The sequence below is a fragment of the Streptomyces sp. NPDC044061 genome (assembly GCF_056434305.1).
In genome coordinates, this window is the sequence record NZ_JBWKFL010000074.1 from 1 (window position 1) to 15,766 (window position 15,766).

12 protein-coding genes are annotated in these 15,766 nt (G+C 69.1%); 5 read left to right on the forward strand and 7 right to left on the reverse strand.

Features of this window, described 5'->3' with window-relative positions; all coding sequences use genetic code 11:
- The 6 genes from AC07CM_RS46985 to AC07CM_RS47010 all read right to left on the reverse strand — a co-directional run.
- On the reverse strand, positions 1–100 hold a 100-nt coding region (locus AC07CM_RS46985; protein ID WP_159047589.1), incomplete at its 3' end, for a chorismate synthase.
- Between the two features lie 187 nt (positions 101–287).
- Positions 288–1,130, reverse strand: coding sequence for a shikimate dehydrogenase (locus AC07CM_RS46990; RefSeq protein WP_478882714.1), 843 nt, complete (start codon positions 1,128–1,130; stop codon positions 288–290).
- Positions 1,131–1,305: 175 nt separating this feature from the next.
- On the reverse strand, positions 1,306–2,757 hold the full coding sequence (gene tnpB / locus AC07CM_RS46995) for an IS607 family element RNA-guided endonuclease TnpB (protein WP_478882715.1): 1,452 nt from the start codon (positions 2,755–2,757) through the stop codon (positions 1,306–1,308).
- Positions 2,754–3,329, reverse strand: a complete 576-nt coding sequence (locus AC07CM_RS47000; protein WP_478882716.1) for an IS607 family transposase — start codon at positions 3,327–3,329, stop codon at positions 2,754–2,756. The genes tnpB and AC07CM_RS47000 overlap by 4 nt, the downstream gene beginning before the upstream one ends.
- A gap of 178 nt (positions 3,330–3,507) precedes the next feature.
- Positions 3,508–4,269, reverse strand: coding sequence for a thioesterase II family protein (locus AC07CM_RS47005; RefSeq protein ID WP_478882717.1), 762 nt, complete (start codon positions 4,267–4,269; stop codon positions 3,508–3,510).
- A gap of 402 nt (positions 4,270–4,671) precedes the next feature.
- Positions 4,672–7,155, reverse strand: coding sequence for a helicase associated domain-containing protein (locus AC07CM_RS47010; protein ID WP_478882718.1), 2,484 nt, complete (start codon positions 7,153–7,155; stop codon positions 4,672–4,674).
- A 438-nt stretch (positions 7,156–7,593) separates the two neighbouring features.
- On the opposite strand from AC07CM_RS47010, the gene AC07CM_RS47015 reads away from it, so the two are divergent.
- Together AC07CM_RS47015 and AC07CM_RS47020 are read left to right on the forward strand one after the other, a co-directional pair.
- A complete protein-coding gene (locus tag AC07CM_RS47015) occupies positions 7,594–8,466 on the forward strand; it encodes an ABC transporter ATP-binding protein (RefSeq protein WP_478882719.1) in 873 nt (290 codons plus the stop codon).
- 5 nt (positions 8,467–8,471) lie between these two features.
- Entirely contained in the window at positions 8,472–11,039 is a 2,568-nt protein-coding gene (locus AC07CM_RS47020) for an ABC transporter permease (protein WP_478882720.1), read from the forward strand.
- 290 nt (positions 11,040–11,329) lie between these two features.
- Here the strand turns inward: AC07CM_RS47020 and AC07CM_RS47025 are convergent, their stop codons facing one another.
- Positions 11,330–12,025: a MerR family transcriptional regulator gene (locus tag AC07CM_RS47025; RefSeq protein WP_478882721.1), complete on the reverse strand. Its 696-nt coding sequence runs from the start codon at positions 12,023–12,025 to the stop codon at positions 11,330–11,332.
- An 86-nt stretch (positions 12,026–12,111) separates the two neighbouring features.
- Between AC07CM_RS47025 and AC07CM_RS47030 the strand changes: the two genes are divergently transcribed.
- From AC07CM_RS47030 to AC07CM_RS47040, 3 genes are all read left to right on the forward strand, one after another.
- Positions 12,112–12,537: a DUF3291 domain-containing protein gene (locus tag AC07CM_RS47030; RefSeq protein ID WP_478882722.1), complete on the forward strand. Its 426-nt coding sequence runs from the start codon at positions 12,112–12,114 to the stop codon at positions 12,535–12,537.
- 368 nt (positions 12,538–12,905) lie between these two features.
- The gene (dhbC, locus tag AC07CM_RS47035; RefSeq protein ID WP_478882733.1) at positions 12,906–14,087 is read left to right on the forward strand and encodes an isochorismate synthase DhbC; all 1,182 of its coding nucleotides are present in this window, start codon (positions 12,906–12,908) and stop codon (positions 14,085–14,087) included.
- Entirely contained in the window at positions 14,084–15,760 is a 1,677-nt protein-coding gene (locus tag AC07CM_RS47040) for a (2,3-dihydroxybenzoyl)adenylate synthase (protein WP_478882723.1), read from the forward strand. Before dhbC ends, AC07CM_RS47040 begins: the two co-directional genes overlap by 4 nt.
- Positions 15,761–15,766: the final 6 nt, after the last annotated feature.

Sequence of the window (15,766 nt, forward strand, 5' to 3'; positions counted from 1 at the left end):
TCTCCGTGGTGATCGGCACGCCGGCGGGAAGCCCCTCCAGCGTCGCGACAAGTGCGGGACCGTGGGACTCCCCCGCGGTCAGCCAACGCAGCCTGCTCAACGGTGCTCCTCAGTACTCGCGACCCGGTACCGCCCGGTGTACGCATGCCCTCGCGCACGGCGACGGCGCGACCGCGTGCGCGGCTCCGCCCGCCGCCTACGATCCTCCCACGTCCGGCAGGGGCACCGGTCGCAGGTCCATCAGACGGACGCGAGCGGAGGAGGCGACAGCGACGAGCCTCTGCCGGTCACGGCTGGCGCGCCGTCAGGGCGTGCTCCCCCGCCTTGCGCATGGCGTCCACTGGGGCCGGGGATCGCCCCGTCATCTGTTCGACCTGGAGCACGGCCTGGTGCACCAGCAGGTCGAGGCCGCTGACGACGGCGCCACCGTACATGGACCAGCGTGCCGCGAGGGCGGTGGGCCAGGGGTCGTACAGGACATCGAAGAGGGCCGCGGGACGCTCGGGTACGGCGGCGGCCAGTGCGTCCGTCGTCCCGGCAGGCGTGGTGGCGACGACCAGCGGCGCGCGCAACGCGCGATGGGCATCCGACCAGTCCGCGGTACGCACGTCGACGTCGAGCCGTTCGCCCCACTGCCGCATCTCGGCGGCGCGGGCCTCGCTGCGGACATAGGCGACGACCTCACCGGTGCAGATACGGGCCAGCGCCGCGAGCGCGGAGGAAGCGGTGGCACCGGCGCCGAGGATCGCGGCGGAGTCGACCTGCTCGATGCCCCGCTCACGCAGCGCGGCGATTATCCCGGGAATGTCGGTGTTGTTCCCGAGGCGCCGCCCGTCCTCGGTGAACACGACGGTGTTCACGGCCTCCACCGAGGCCGCGGTGTCGCTGATCGAGTCGAGTAGCGGGATGACGGCACGTTTGAGCGGCATGGTCAGCGACAGCCCGGCCCATTCGGGTCCGAGTTCCTCGACGAACCCCGGCAGTGCCTCCTCGCTGACCTCGAACCGGTCGTACGACCAGTCCTTCAGACCCAGCTCGTCGTACGCGGTGTGGTGTAGCACCGGGGAGAGGGAGTGGCCGATCGGGGAGCCGAGGACGGCGGCTCGGCGCTTGCTGACAGTGCCCGTCATTGGCCCTTCTTCTGCTCTAGGAGGTACTTCTCGCGGTTGCGGTTCTGTTCCGTGTTGGTCTTCGCGAAGAGCGTCTCGTTGTTGTTGATTGAGACGAAGTGGTTACGAGTTCCGTTGCTTTGAGCCTCAAGGACTCTCAGCATTCCGGGCGTTTCGGCCCGGAAGGTCCGTCTCGTCACCAAAGCGTGAGGGCTTCAGCTTGAGTACGGTCTCTCGCTTCCTCCTGCCGCTGGTGCGGCAGGGTTGCGCCACCTGCCCGCCCCGTCCCCGTCTTGCGGCGGGGGCGGGTGGTGCGGGTCTTCTGGTCGGCTCCACGAGGCTTCGACGCCTTGACGGCGTCCGGGTCTCCGGCCACTGCGGTACCCGTTACTGCGGCTGCCGCGAGTGCGGCGAGGTTGAGTGCGGCGCCTGCGTCCCGGTCGATGACCAGGCCGCAGGCGTCGCATTCGAAGGTCCGCACGTGCAGCGGCAGCTTGGCTTTCACCGCGCCGCACCCGGAAGAGGTCTTGGAGGAGGGGAACCAGCGGTTCGCGGCCACGATGCGGCAGCCGTTGCGCTGGGCCTTGTAAGTCAGCTGGCGGCGGATCTCCCCGAATCCAGCATCGGCGATACGCCGTGCGAGGCGCCGGTTGCGGAGCATGCCGGCGACGTTGAGGTCTTCCACCACGACGGTGCCGTACTCGGCAGTCACGGCGGTGGTGAGCTTGTGGAGTGCGTCGGCGCGGAGGTTCGCCACCCGGTGATGCACGCGGTTGCGGGCGGTGTTGGCCTTCTCCCAGCGTCGGGACGGCTTCTGTCCGGTGCGCCGGTCGGGGCCCTGGCGGCGGGAGACGGTGCGGGAGGTACGGCGCAGTTGCTTCAGCGCGGCGTCCAGGTGAAGCGGGTTGGGGATCTCGCGGATCTCGCCCGTGCTGTCGGCCATCACCGCGAGGGTCTTCACCCCGAGGTCGATACCGACTGCCGCGTCGGGGCGGGTGACCTTCACGAGGTCGCGTTCGACCTCCACCTGGAACGAGGCGAACCAGCGTCCGCGTTCATGGCGGACGGTCGCGGACAGGATGCGTGCTGTCCCGGCCTGCACGCGGGTGAGGAGCTTCACCGTGGGCTCATGCGTGCGCAGTGTGCCGAGCCGGGGCAGCGTGACATACCGGCCGCCAGCGTCAACACGGATGGTTCCGGTTGTGAACCGGCAGGCCAGGCGCGCCTTCCGCTTCGGCTTGAACCGGGGCGCACCCATCCTGCGGCCCTTGCGCTTGCCGTTCTTCGACTTCGCGTAGTTGTCGAACGCGGACGACGCGTTCGCCAGGCCGGTGCTGTACGCCTCCTTACTGTTCTCCTCCCACCAGGCGGCGAACCTCGGGTCAGTCTTCTTGGCCTCGTTGAACGCCTTCCTGAGTGCGGGCAGCGACCAGGGCCGCCATTGCGTCAGCTCCGCCTCCGCGATGCCGTACGACTCCTGCGCACGGCGCTGCCACCACGACGCGGTCACCCAGCCGACAGCCCAGTTGTACGCGGCACGCGCGGCACCGCAGTGCGAACGCAACGCGGCTTCCTGGGAGGCGTTCGGGTCCAGCGCGAACCGGTACGCCTGCACCACGAAACCCGGCTGCGGCCTGAACTTCTTCATTCGGCGGCCGCGCCGGTCGCCACGGCCACCGCACGGGCGGCCCGGTTCTTCGCCGCCCGTCGCCCGTACAGACGCACGCACATCGACGTGAGCACCTCAGTGATGTCCCGCACCAGATCGTCGGCGGTCTCGGTGGGGTCGAGGACGACCAGGCGCCGCCCGGACGCGGACAGTACGGCTTCGAGGTGCTCGACGCCGAACCGGGCCAGCCGGTCACGGTGCTCGACCACGATGACCGCAGCCTGCGGGTCGGACAGCACCCGGTGCAGCTTGCGGCGCCGCCCGTTCAGTCCCGAGCCGACCTCGGTGACGACCTCGGCAACAGCCAGACCTAGCCCGTTCGCACCGGTTACCACCCGGGCTACCTGCCGATCAAGGTCCGACTTCTGGTCCGCCGACGAGACCCGGCAATACGCCACGACGCGGCCGGATGTCTCCGCGGTGGGCTCGTCGACCAGCCACGTGCCGGATGGCGTCTGGCGTACCGGGACCGGCATACGGCCCTCTTTCGCCCACGCCCACGCGGTCTGGTAGTGCACGCCATTGCCTGCCGCCCACTCGGAAAGCTTCACGTGACCAAGATAGCAGCTGAGAAAGGCTGAGATTCACTGATGAATACCGCAACAGTTGTTAGCCCCTTCGCCAGGTCGGGCTTGGTGGCGAAGGCCGCGCGCCACGTACCGCAAGCGTCAACGTACCGCCGGATCAAACAGCTTCGCAGCCGCGCTTCTCGGCTGCGCCCGGCCGGGATCACGCCTCGCCGCAGCCCAAGCGCGCGGAGACCAGTTGGCGCACCTGGTCCTGCTGCTCGTCCAGATAGAAGTGCCCGCCAGGCAGCACGCGCAACTCGAAGCCACCCCGCGTGTGCCTGGCCCAAGCCTCCGCTTCCTCGAGCGTGGTCCAGCGGTCCTGGTTTCCGATGATCGTCAGGATGGGCGTGCGCAGCGCGGTACCCGGCGGGCAGCGGTATGTCTCGATCGCCCGCAGATCGCTGCGGACGGTCGGGAGGATCATGGCCCTCGCTCTGGGGTCTTCCATCAGACGGCTGTTGGTGGCGCTCAACTCGGCAATGTGTGCGGTCAGATCGGCGTCACGGAGCTGGTGCACCAGCTCGGCGCGGTGCCGGGAGGGGGCCCGACGAGCCGATGCAATCAGCAGTTCGGGGCCGGTGCCGCTTTCAGCTTCCAGCCGGCGGGCCACCTCGAATGCCAGGGTGGCGCCCATGCTGTGTCCGAACAGCGCGTACCGGCTGTCGCCGACTGCGGCCCGTAGCGGCGGCAGCACTCGCTGGGCCAGTTCCGGGAGGTCCTCGACGCGTGGTTCGGCAAGCCGGTCTTGCCGGCCCGGATACTGGACGGCGAGTATCTCCACGTCGGGGTGGAACGCCGTTGCCCAGGGGTGGAAGACCACCGCCGAGCCTCCGGCGTGCGGGAAACAGACCAGCCGCACCGAGGCGTTCGGCCGGGGTCGGTAGCGGCGGATCCAGGCGGCGATACCGCGGTCGCGGTGCATGGCGGAACATCCTCCTGAGTGAGGGTGGTGCGCGATGGGATACGGAAACCGCAGCGCGGGCTGGTGGCGGGCGCGGCGCCCAGGCTAGCGTTTAGCGGCAGGGTGGCCACAGGCGGCCCTGATCCGGTCACCGCCTGGCTGCCGCGAGTCCCAGCACGCCGGAGAGCTCTTGGTCGAAGACCGGATGCACCCGAGCAGGTAGGGGCCTTCCGGACCTGTGGACGGGCTTCCTGTCGCTCGAGTTCGCCGGGCGGCGTCTGACGCAGCGAGACGGGCATATGGCCTCGTGCTCCCACGTTCACGCGCTCTGATTATGCACGCCGTTGCGCGCCGCCCGCTAAAAATGTTTCAAGCGATCAAGATCGTAGGTGAGAAAGTTTGAGTTTCGTTGATGCGCACTCACTACCACCTCATCCCGAGTTGATCGAGGTCGGCCCGTCGCTGCTCGGTGAGTTTGGTGGCGCAACGGCGGGTGTTACTCAGCCAGGTCCCCAACCGGACGGCTGCCCCGTCGACGTGCTCGATGTGTTTGCGTGGTACGCGCAGGTGGCCTTCGCGGGTGTGGTACTGCCGAGCGGCGGCGAGGTTTCGTGCCCATTTGCCGTCCTGGGTCCGCCGTACGGGTCGTTCGTCCTCCCTTGCGGGCTCGAGTCCGAGGACGCTGTCGATCAGCCATCGCTGGGCGGGTAGCACCTTGTGCCAGCTCCGCTGCTGCGCGGCGGCCCAGGCTCCGAGGTCTTCGCCCTGGACAATCAGCTCGCCGCTGCGTGCGGGCAGTGTGCCGTCGGCCTCGAGGTGGGTGAGGGCGAGGTGGAAGCAGCGCTGCCAGTCGATGTCCCAGGCTGGGCACCAGCCCGGGTCGATCTCCTCCAGCGCCTGCAGGCAGGTCTCAGGTAGCTCTCCAGAATTGGAGGCCAGCCGCCGCTGTCCGGTGGCGCGCAGTGCGGCGTTCTGCAGCGTCTTGCGGGCTGCCGCGCGCTGATTCTTAGCCCATACACCGATCGGGAAGCCGCCCTCGCCCACGGCGGTGGCCGGCGGCAGGAAGTGGCCGTGCGTGGTTGCCCACGAGCGCGCGGCGGCGAGACCCTCTTCGAAGGCGACGTCGTGGTGCGACCACGCCATGTTCAGGGCATTCAGCTGCGCCACGTGGTCGGCTTGGAGTGTTCCGGCGTTGTAGGAGCGCCGCTGGTCCGTCAGCCACACTCCTAGAGGGAACCTGGCTATGCCTCCCCAGTCGTCGGGAATCTTGTAATCGTAGGGCACCCGCAACTCCCTGCAGTCGGTCTCCTTGAGCCACCTGCTGGCGGCTTCGACGCCGCGTCGCCAGTAGGTGTTCTCAAGGTCGATGACCCGCAGTTTCACGAACTGGGCGAGCGCGGCTGGATCGCGTTTCTCGCTGAACCTGAGCAACCCCGCCGCCACCGGGCTCACGTCGCTTGCGACGTTGTCCTCCTTGTCGGCGTCCTTGCCCAGGCTCTCGCGGTGGTCGGTCCGGGCTCGGTCCGGGCGGGAGCTTTGGACGCGGGGGTCGGCGAGGGCTTCGATGGTGTCAGCGTCGTGTGCCCGCAGCGCTGCGAGGACCTTCGCGAGGGTCCCGTGGGCGGGGGAGGTCAGCATCTCGTCCGCATCCTCGTCCGGGCCGAGAAATACTGGAACGACAAGAGAGGTAACCTTCCCCTCACTGGGCTGGATACGCAGCGCCCTGCCGACCATTTGTACGATGTCGACCATGGAGCCGCGTGCGTCGCAGAAGGCGACAGCGTCGCAGTGCGCGGTATCGGCGCCTTCTGCGAGGACTTTCACGGTGCTGAGCACTCGCACCGCAGCCGGAACATCCCGACCGCCATCACTGGCAATGGAGTCGGAGGCGAACTCGCCCAGCACCTGGCGCCGATGTCCGGGTGCATGCTTGCCATGCAGCCAATGCGCCCACACTCGCTCGACCGGCGGGAAGGTCTGCGGATCCTTCTCCCACAGTTGCGCCGCCACGCGCTCCATTCCTGAGGCCATGGCTTCGGCTTCGCTGAGGCGGTTGTGGAAGGTCAGGATGCGCTGTAGCCGTGTGTTGGCGGCCGCGGTAAACAGGGCTGTCTGCAGGGCCGCCAGCCGGGCCCGGCGCACTGCGTCCGAGGTGGCCGATCTCTGGGCGAGGGCCGCGTAGAGGTCGGGGTCGCGGATGTCGAGGCACACCACCTGATACGGGGCCACGAGCCCTCGACGAGTCGCCTCCGACGATTTCATCTTGTAAGCGACGGGTCCGAATACGGGGGAGTCCTCGTCCATGGATGCGACCAGGCGCGGCACGTCGCCGTCGGTTTCCCAAACCCGCGCGGTGGCGGTCATGTACAGCCGTCGGACTGCCGGCACCTTCTGCTGATCGTGGACGGCCGCCCACGGCTTACCCACGTCCCCGCTGGTACGGTGCGCCTCATTGACCACCATGAGGTCCCACACCGCCAGCCCTGCCTGGTGCGCACGCTGGACGATGCCCAGGCCCACGGCGGCGTAGGTGGCGAACACGGTCACCTGCTCCAGGTCGCCGATCCAGTCGACCAGTTCCTCCGGGTCGTTGGTGCAGGGGATACCGTCGCTGTCCTCCACGCGCAGCAAGCACACCCCGACCATCGCGCCGCGGCGACCGCGAGTACGCCAGGAGGCGGCTATCTGGGTCAGCAGGTCCAGGGTGGGGACGAGGACCAGCACCCGACGGGCGGACAGCCGGCGGGCAGATTCCACGGCAATCAACGTCTTGCCCGCCCCGGTCGCGGCGATTACTTGCGCCCGTAGCCCTCCGGGCGGCATCCGCCTGCCCGCGGACATCTGGAGTGCTCGCAGCACACCATCGACGGCTTCCACCTGGTGCGGCCGCAGCGTCACCTTGGGCATGCCCACTCCTACTTCACCCCTCTCTCAACGCCCGCTGCGTTCCTCTCGAGGGGCCGGCCGGAGCCTGGACGACGAGCAGGTAGCAACACTGCGGCCAACGCACGAAACCGCGGTCCTCCCCTCGCGCGGTGTGCTGTTGTGCAGCAGTCGCCCGGCGGGGACCAAGCAGGCAAAAGAGTCTGGTTCACATGCTCGAAGCAACACTTCCGGGTGCTTACGAAGAGTCCCCGGCGTCCTACTTAATGTCGGGTTCCGGTGGCACCACGACTCCACGACGTCAGCCGGACGGCTGTAGCCCGATCTTCTCCCCTTTGGGGAGTCGCCGCCAGGAGATCGGATTACTCAATGAATCCATCGCACGGCACCTCTGGTTCACCTGATCGCACTACGGTCGGGCGGAACGAGGACCACGCATGTCGATCAGTCAAGGAGGCGGCGGTGTCCACACCTGCTGCAGAGCACGCATCGGGACCGGAGTCTGCGGACGGGACTACGGCTCTCGCCCGCGCTCTGACCAAGGCGTACGGCTCGGGCGGGACCACGGTGCTTGCCCTCGACTCGGTGGACGTGGACATCGCGCGTGGCCGTTTCACCGCCGTCATGGGTCCGTCGGGATCCGGGAAGTCCACGCTGATGCACTGTCTGGCGGGACTCGACACCGTCTCGGCCGGACAGGTCTGGCTCGGCGACACCGAGATCACGGGCTTGAAGGAGCGTGAGCTGACCCGGCTGCGCCGGGACCGGATCGGCTTCATCTTCCAGTCGTTCAACCTTATTCCGACGCTGAGCGCGCTGGAGAACATCACCCTGCCGATGGACATCGCCGGCAAGAAGCCCGATGAGAAGTGGCTGGACCAGGTCATCGACAGGCTCGGCTTGCGGGAGCGGATCAAGCACCGGCCGTCCCAGCTCTCCGGCGGCCAGCAGCAGCGCGTCGCCTGCGCGCGGGCGTTGGCATCCAGGCCAGAGTTGATCTTCGCCGACGAGCCGACGGGCAACCTCGATTCGCGGGCCGGCCTGGAGGTGCTGGGCTTCCTGCGGGAGGCCGTCGACGATCTGGGGCAGACAGTGGTCATGGTGACCCACGATCCGGGCGCGGCCGCCCACGCGGACCTGGTGCTGTTCCTCGAGGACGGGAGGATCGTGGACGAGATGCGGCAGCCGACGGCGGAGGCCGTACTAGAGCGGATGAAACGCTTCGACGTGATGCGCGGCAAGGCCGACGACGGGGACGCCTCGCAGGCGCGGGCCGACGTCGTCGGCGTTGGTGTTTCGGCCGCAGCCCCCGCCCCCACTCCCGAGAAGGATTGATACCGGTGCTGAAGGCGACCCTCCGTAGCTTCTTCGCCCACAAGGGGCGGCTGCTGCTGTCCGCGCTGGCCGTCGTCCTGTCGGTGGCGTTCGTCGCGGGCAGCCTGATTTTCTCGGACACGGTCACCCGCACCTTCGACCGGCTCTTCGCCTCCACGGCGGCCGACGTGACGGTGGAGCCGAAGCAGGATCTGAAGTCGTCCGTGCAGACCGGCGAGGTGCAGACCGTGCCTGCCTCGCTGGCCGCGCGCCTGGCCACGGTGGACGGGGTCGCTGCGACGCATGTCGACGCCAATGTCCAAAACGTCGTCATCGTCGACCGCCACAACCAGTCGGTCGGCCCGACCACGGGCGCTCCCACCATCGCCCGGAACTGGCAGGTCACGGACCGCAGCCCGGTGAAGCTGACCTCGGGTCACACTCCGCACGGCAGCGGGCAGGCCCTTCTCGACGCCGACACAGCCGACCGCAAGCACGTGAAGATCGGCGATACGCTGACGGTGCAGGCCCGTTCGGGTTCCTTCACGGTGCGTGTCGTCGGCATCGCCACCTTCACCACCACCAACCCCGGCGCGGCCCTGGTCTTCCTCGACACGCCGACCGCGCAGACGAAACTGCTCGGCTCCACGGACCGGGCCACCAGCATCTCCGTGGACGCAGCAAACGGCGTCACCGACGTCGAACTCAAGCGCCGCGTCGATGCGGCGCTCGGCACTACCGCCTACGACCTGAAGACCGCCGACGAGCAGGCCAAGTCGGCCGTGTCCGCCCTCGGTAGTTTCCTCGACGTGATCAAGAGCGTGATGCTGGGCTTCGCCGGGATCGCGGTCCTCGTGGGCATCTTCCTGATTGTCAACACCTTCTCGATGCTGATCGCCCAGCGCACCCGCGAACTGGGCCTGCTGCGCGCCCTGGGCGCCGGCCGGCGGCAGGTGCGGCGGTCCGTGCTCACCGAGGCGGTGCTGCTCGGCCTGGCCGGCTCGACACTCGGCCTGGCCGCCGGGATCGGCCTGGCGGCCGGACTGATCAGGCTCATGAGCGCGTTCGGCATGAACCTGAACAACGCGCAGATGGTCATCGGGTGGGCGACTCCCGTGACGGCGTACGCCGTCGGCGTCGGCGTCACCTTCGTGGCGGCCTACCTCCCGGCCCGGCGCGCGGCCGGTGTCTCGCCGATGGCGGCCCTCACGGACGCCGAGATCGCCGATACGGGACGTCCTTTGAAGGTGCGGGCCATCATTGGCACCGTTGTCGGGGCACTCGGCGTGGCTGTCCTGGCGGGCTGCGCGGCCTCCACCAAGACGGGCACAGCCGTCTTTCTGCTCGGCCTCGGCGTCGTCCTGACCCTGATCGCGACCGTCATCGCGGGACCGCTGCTGGTGCGGCCGCTGATCCGAGTGCTGGGCGGAGCCTTCCCCGCGGTGTTCGGTTCCATCGGCCTCATGAGCCAACGCAACACCCTGCGCAACCCCCGCCGTACCGGCGCCACCGCGTCCGCCCTGATGGTGGGCCTCGCCCTGGTCGGCGGGATGTCCGTGGCAAGCGCCTCCATGAGCAAGTCCTTCGACAACCAGATCGACACAACGCTGGGCGCCGACTTCATCGTGCAGAACACCGACTTCCAGCCGTTCACGAAGGAGATCACCGCGCGCGTGCAGGAAGCGCCCGGCGTCGGGCTCGTCGTACGGCAGCGGTTCGCGACACTGGCGGTGCGGCTGCCGGACGGCAAGCGAGTCGAGACGACCGCCACCGGTTACGACCGCCGACTGGACGACGTCGTCCACATGACCTACGTGAGCGGTGGCACCGCGACGGCGCTGGCGGACGGGCACGTCGCAGTGGACGCCGACTTCGCGCACCAGCACGGCGTGCGCCTGAACAGCACCCTTCCCGTCGAGTTCCAGGGCGGCCGCACTGCCGAACTGACCGTGGGCGCCCTCACCAACCAGGCCAGCGCCCAGGGCTTCAACCCCCAAGGCGGCCTGTACTTCGGCCTCGGCACCCTGGAGAAGTACGCTCCCGGCAGCCAGGAGGCCGCCCTGTACGTCAACGCGGCGCCCGGCACGAGCGCCGACCGGTTGCGCACAAACCTCCAACAGGCCCTGAAGCCGTTCCCCCAGGTCCAGGCGCGCGACCAAAGGGACTACAAGAAGCTGATCCACAACCAGATCGCCGTGCTGCTCTACCTCGTGTACGCACTGCTCGGCCTGGCGATCATCATCGCCGTACTCGGCGTGGTCAATACCCTCGCCCTGTCGGTCGTCGAGCGCACCCGCGAGATCGGGCTCCTCCGCGCCATCGGGCTCGCCCGGCGCCAGCTGCGCCGGATGATCCGCCTGGAGTCAGTGGTGATCGCGGTATTCGGCGCAGTACTGGGTCTCACCCTCGGGCTGGTGTGGGGCGTGTGCACCCAGCAAGTGCTGGCGCTGCGAGGCATGACAGCACTGGCGATCCCGTGGGCCACGATCGTCGTGGTCGTGATCGGCTCGGCGGGCGTGGGCATCGTGGCCGCCCTGCTACCCGCGCTGCGCGCGTCACGCATGAATGTATTGGCAGCCATCGCCCACGAGTGACGCAACCACGGCAGGTACTCACATCGCTCGCTGGCAAGGAGAGTACCTGCCGCGTCCGCACCCATGCGAGCCGACCTCCCCAGTCCGGCTCCCATCGGACAGTGGCGCGCCATGTGCGTCAGGACCGGAGGAACGCGGCTTACTACGACCTGATGGCGGCACATCCACGTCGTCGCGGCCACAGCATCTCCGGCAGCAGCACGTGCGTGACCATGCATCCAGCTGTTGCTGGGCGGGGAGTGTCACGCCCGAGCCGTGGCCCGCCTCCGGACGGCATGAGTACTCATCACTCAGGCCCCGTCCGTCTCCTGCTGATCGCCATGGAAGGTGGGGCGCTGCGGGTCGTCGTCGCCGTGACGCGCCATCGATTCGGCCTCCTGCGCGAGGCGGCGCAGCGCCATCAGGGCTGGCTCCAGGAGGAACGTCAGGAGCACCGCCCGCTCGGCCTTCTCCAGCGGGTCCTTGAGCAGCTCGAGTTCGTTGAGGTCCAGCCGGGCGGTCTGCGCGGCGATTTCGGCGTACGGGAGGAGGGAGCGCCAGTCGTAGTCCATGCCCAGTGAGCGGAGGGTGCGCAGGGTCTCGTCGATGGTGCGTCGCGCCGGGTTGTGCTCGGAGATCGGCCAGCCCATCTCGTCGATCAGGGTGCTCGCCCCGCGGCACTCGGTCTGTTTCCGCTCCTCCTCGGCCGCCGGTGTGTCGGGCGCGCCGTTGTCGGCGGGTCCGATGCCGAAGACCAGGCCGAGTGCACGGTGTGTGTCGGCCTGGTGCTCGGAGACAGTGTCGAGGACGTGCTTGGCGGTGGCGACGGACAGTCCGCGTACGCCGATGAGTGCCCGGATCAGCCGTAGCCGTCTGAGGTGCGAGTCGTCGTACTGAGCTTGGTTCGCGGCCGTGGCGCGGCCGGGCGGCAGCAGTCCCTCGCGCAGGTAGTACTTGATCGTCGCGTTGGACACTCCGCTGTGGCGACTGAGTTCAGAGATTCTCATACCTGCTCCGCTTGCCCTGGGCAGTTGGGTAGTGGCACGATCTAATATAGATAGTAGAGCTACCTAACTGTGGAGGCGAGACTACCGTGCCCACTCTTCCCTGGGTCACGCCGAACCCGGCCCGGCCCGACACCAGCGCCTTCGTCATGGCCTCCCGGCTCGAAGTGCGCTCCCTGAAGGATGTCCCGCGCTTCTTCCTGAAGTCTCTCTCCGCGTGGGGCCAGGTGCGCAGGGCCCCCGGGGCGCTCGGTGCATCCCTGGAGGCGCAGCTGTTCAAGGGGGTCTTCTTCACCCTGTCCGCTTGGGAGAGCCGAGACGCGCTCTACGCGTACGCCAGGGCCGAGCCCCACAAGAGCGTCGTGACCGGTGTGCGCTCGACGATGCGCGGCTCGACGTTCACCTTCTGGGAGGTGCCCGCCGAGCAGCTGCCAATCGACTGGAAGGACGCCAAGCGCCGTATCGAGGAACAGGCCCGTGCCGACGCCGAGAGCGGCGGCCGCGCCGTCCACTGATCGCCCGTTCCGAGCCCACGCGCCCTCGGACTGGGTCCCCGACCCGTGGGGAGCCCCCACGGGTTGAGCACTTTGCGATTCCTTGACCGAGTCGGCCCGGGGCGTCGTCGTCGCACGTCAGACAGTGTCAGACGGCGAGCCCGGGCCGAAGTGCCGCCTTTACGGTTCTTACCGAGGGACCCGGCGGAGTTTCCGCCGTCGCACCGTACGAACCGGCGCCGTTCCCGCGCGCGGCAGGTCGGCAAGTCGATGTGAGATCCCGCTGCGCCGCCCTCGTGCTCCGCTGACTCGCACTGACCGAATCCATCGGCACCGGTACCCGCGGTACCGGAGAACCGGGAGAAGACAAGGTGACCACGGTCCACGAGATGCTCGCCAGGGGCGAGGCCGAAGACAGCGCCGTCGGCACGGCGACAGCCCTTCTCGACGCCTACCGACCCCGTACGGACCGCTTCTTCGCCTCACCGACGCGAACGCTCCTCGCCCGCGGCCTACACACCCAAGTGGCTGACGATGCACGCCCGTTGCCCGAGCGGGTGGGGGAGGCGCTGACGACGGCGCGCGCCGCGGGAGAGCCGGAGCCCGTGGTGGTCGGAGCGATCCCCTTCGACCGCACCGCACCTGCCGCACTCGTCGTGCCCACCACGTTGCATCGCGCCCCGGCCCTCGGCACGGACCCGCTGATCGCGCTTCCCGCATCCCGGCCCGAGCCCATCGCCTGGACCGTACGCCCCGTGCCTGCGCCCGAACGCTACGGGGCCGCCGTCGCGGCTGCCGTGGACCGCATGCGGGCCGGCGAGTTCGACAAGGTTGTCCTCGCCCGGGCCCTCGACCTTACCGGTGGCCGCGCGCCCGACATCCCAGCGATGCTGCAACGCCTGGCCCGCCGCGACGCCCACGGCTACACCTTCGCTGTGCCCAACGGCACCGGTGGCACCCTGCTCGGCGCCAGCCCCGAACTCCTCGTCTCCCGGCGCGGTGCCACCCTGGTGGCCAATCCGCTGGCCGGCTCCACACCGCGCAGCGACGACCTCGCCGAAGACGTACGTCGTGCCGCCGCACTGCTGGAGTCCACCAAGGACCTGCACGAACACGCCGTCGTCGTGGACGCCATGCACGCCGTACTGGCCCCTTACTGCACCCAACTCCACGTCCCCGAACGCCCCACGCTGGTGAAGACCGCCGCCATGTGGCATCTGTCGACCACCATCACGGGCACGCTGACCGAACCGTCCGTCTCCGCGCTGGAACTCGCCTGCGCCGTGCACCCCACGCCGGCCGTCTGCGGAACCCCGACCGCCCTGGCCCGCCAGATCATCGGCGAACTGGAGCCCTTCGACCGGGGTCTGTACTCCGGCATCGTCGGGTGGGGCGACGCCCACGGCGACGGCGAGTGGGTGGTCACCATCCGCTGCGCAGAGGCCTCCGAACAGGGGTTGCGCCTCTTCGCCGGAGCGGGCATCGTCGCCGCCTCCGACCCTGCCGCCGAAACCGCCGAGACCGCCGCCAAGTTCCGCACCTTCCTGGACGCCGTAGGGGCAACACTGTGACCACCGACGCGTCCACCGGGCCTGCCACGAGACCCACCCTTCCCCGGGAGTCAGTCGACGCTCCCACATGGCCGACCGAGTTCGCCGAGCGCTACCGCGACGCCGGCTACTGGCGCGGCGAGACGTTCGGCCAGATGTTGCGCACGCGGGCCGAGAGGCACCCGGACCGGATCGCCGTGGTCGACCCCGCCGACGTCGGACGCCGATGGACCTACGCCGAACTGGACGCCCGCGCCGACCGGTTGGCGGCCGGCTTTCTCGCCGACGACATCAGGAGGGGGGACCGAGTCGTCGTCCAGCTCCCCAATGTCGCCGAGTTCTTCGAGACCATCTTCGCCCTCTTCCGGATCGGGGCACTGCCGGTCTTCGCGCTGCCCGCGCACCGGGACACGGAGATCGCATACTTCTGCTCGTTCAGCGAGGCGGTTGCCTACGTCGTCGCCGACGTGCACGAGGGCTACGACCACCGGGAACTGGCCACCCGGATGAAGGCGAAGGCGTCCACACTCCGCCACGTGTTCGTCGTGGGCGACGCCGGAGAGCACACCCCGCTCGCCGACGTACCCCGCGATCCCGTTCCACACGACGGGCCCGACGCGGGCGACCTCGCCTTCCTGCAGCTGTCCGGCGGCAGCACCGGCGTGCCGAAACTGATCCCGCGCACCCACGACGACTACTTGTACTCGGTGCGCGCCTCCAACGAGATCTGCGCGGTCGACGAGGACAGCGTGTACCTCGTCGCCCTGCCCGCCGCGCACAACTTCCCGCTCAGTTCGCCCGGTTCGCTCGGCACGCTGGCCGCGGGCGGGCGGGTCGTCCTGTGCCCCCGGCCCGACCCGGAGACCGCGTTCCCGCTCATCGAACGGGAAGGCGTAACCCTCACCGGACTCGTCCCGCCGCTCGCCCTGGTGTGGACCGAGGCGGCGACCGGCAGCCCGCACGACCTGAGCAGCCTGAAGGCGCTGCTGGTCGGCGGCGCCAAGTTCAGCGAGGCCGCCGCACGCCGCGTCCGGCCCGCCCTGGGCTGCACTGTGCAGCAGGTCTTCGGCATGGCCGAAGGCCTGGTGAACTACACACGGCTCGACGACGGCGAGGCGACCGTCACCACCCAGGGGCGGCCCCTCTCGCCGGACGACGAAATCCGCATCGTCGACGACGAGGACCATGACGTCGCGCCGGGGGAGACCGGGCACCTGCTCACCCGCGGCCCCTACACCATCCGCGGCTACTGGCGAGCCCCCGAGCACAACGCCCGCTCCTTCACCGCGGACGGCTTCTACCGCACCGGCGACCTTGTCCGGATGACCAGCAGCGGCCATCTCGTCGTCGAAGGGCGCGCCAAGGACCAGATCAACCGCGGCGGCGAGAAGATCGCGGCCGAGGAGGTCGAGAACGTCATCCTCAGCCACCCCGCGGTGCACGACGTGTCCGTCGTCGCCGTGCCCGACGACTACCTGGGCGAGCGAAGCTGCGCCTACGTCATCCTGCGCCAGGGAGCCGAACTGCGCGCCGCCGCGCTCAGACGGTTCGTACGCGAGCGGGGACTGGCCGCCTACAAGGTGCCCGACCGGGTCGAGTTCGTCGACGCCTTCCCGCACACCGGGGTCGGCAAGGTCAGCAAGAAGGACCTGCGCACGACCGCCGCCGACTCCACAGCCGCTTCCCACGACTAGGCGGGA

What these genes read in the sequence shown, in the direction of transcription:
- dhbC (WP_478882733.1), top strand. Translation starts at nt 12,906, where the DNA reads ATGCTCGCCAGGGGCGAGGCCGAAGACAGCGCCGTCGGCACGGCGACA.
- AC07CM_RS47010 (WP_478882718.1), bottom strand. Translation starts at nt 7,155, where the DNA reads ATGCCCAAGGTGACGCTGCGGCCGCACCAGGTGGAAGCCGTCGATGGT.
- AC07CM_RS47025 (WP_478882721.1), bottom strand. Translation starts at nt 12,025, where the DNA reads ATGAGAATCTCTGAACTCAGTCGCCACAGCGGAGTGTCCAACGCGACG.
- AC07CM_RS47005 (WP_478882717.1), bottom strand. Translation starts at nt 4,269, where the DNA reads ATGCACCGCGACCGCGGTATCGCCGCCTGGATCCGCCGCTACCGACCC.
- tnpB (WP_478882715.1), bottom strand. Translation starts at nt 2,757, where the DNA reads ATGAAGAAGTTCAGGCCGCAGCCGGGTTTCGTGGTGCAGGCGTACCGG.
- AC07CM_RS46990 (WP_478882714.1), bottom strand. Translation starts at nt 1,130, where the DNA reads ATGACGGGCACTGTCAGCAAGCGCCGAGCCGCCGTCCTCGGCTCCCCG.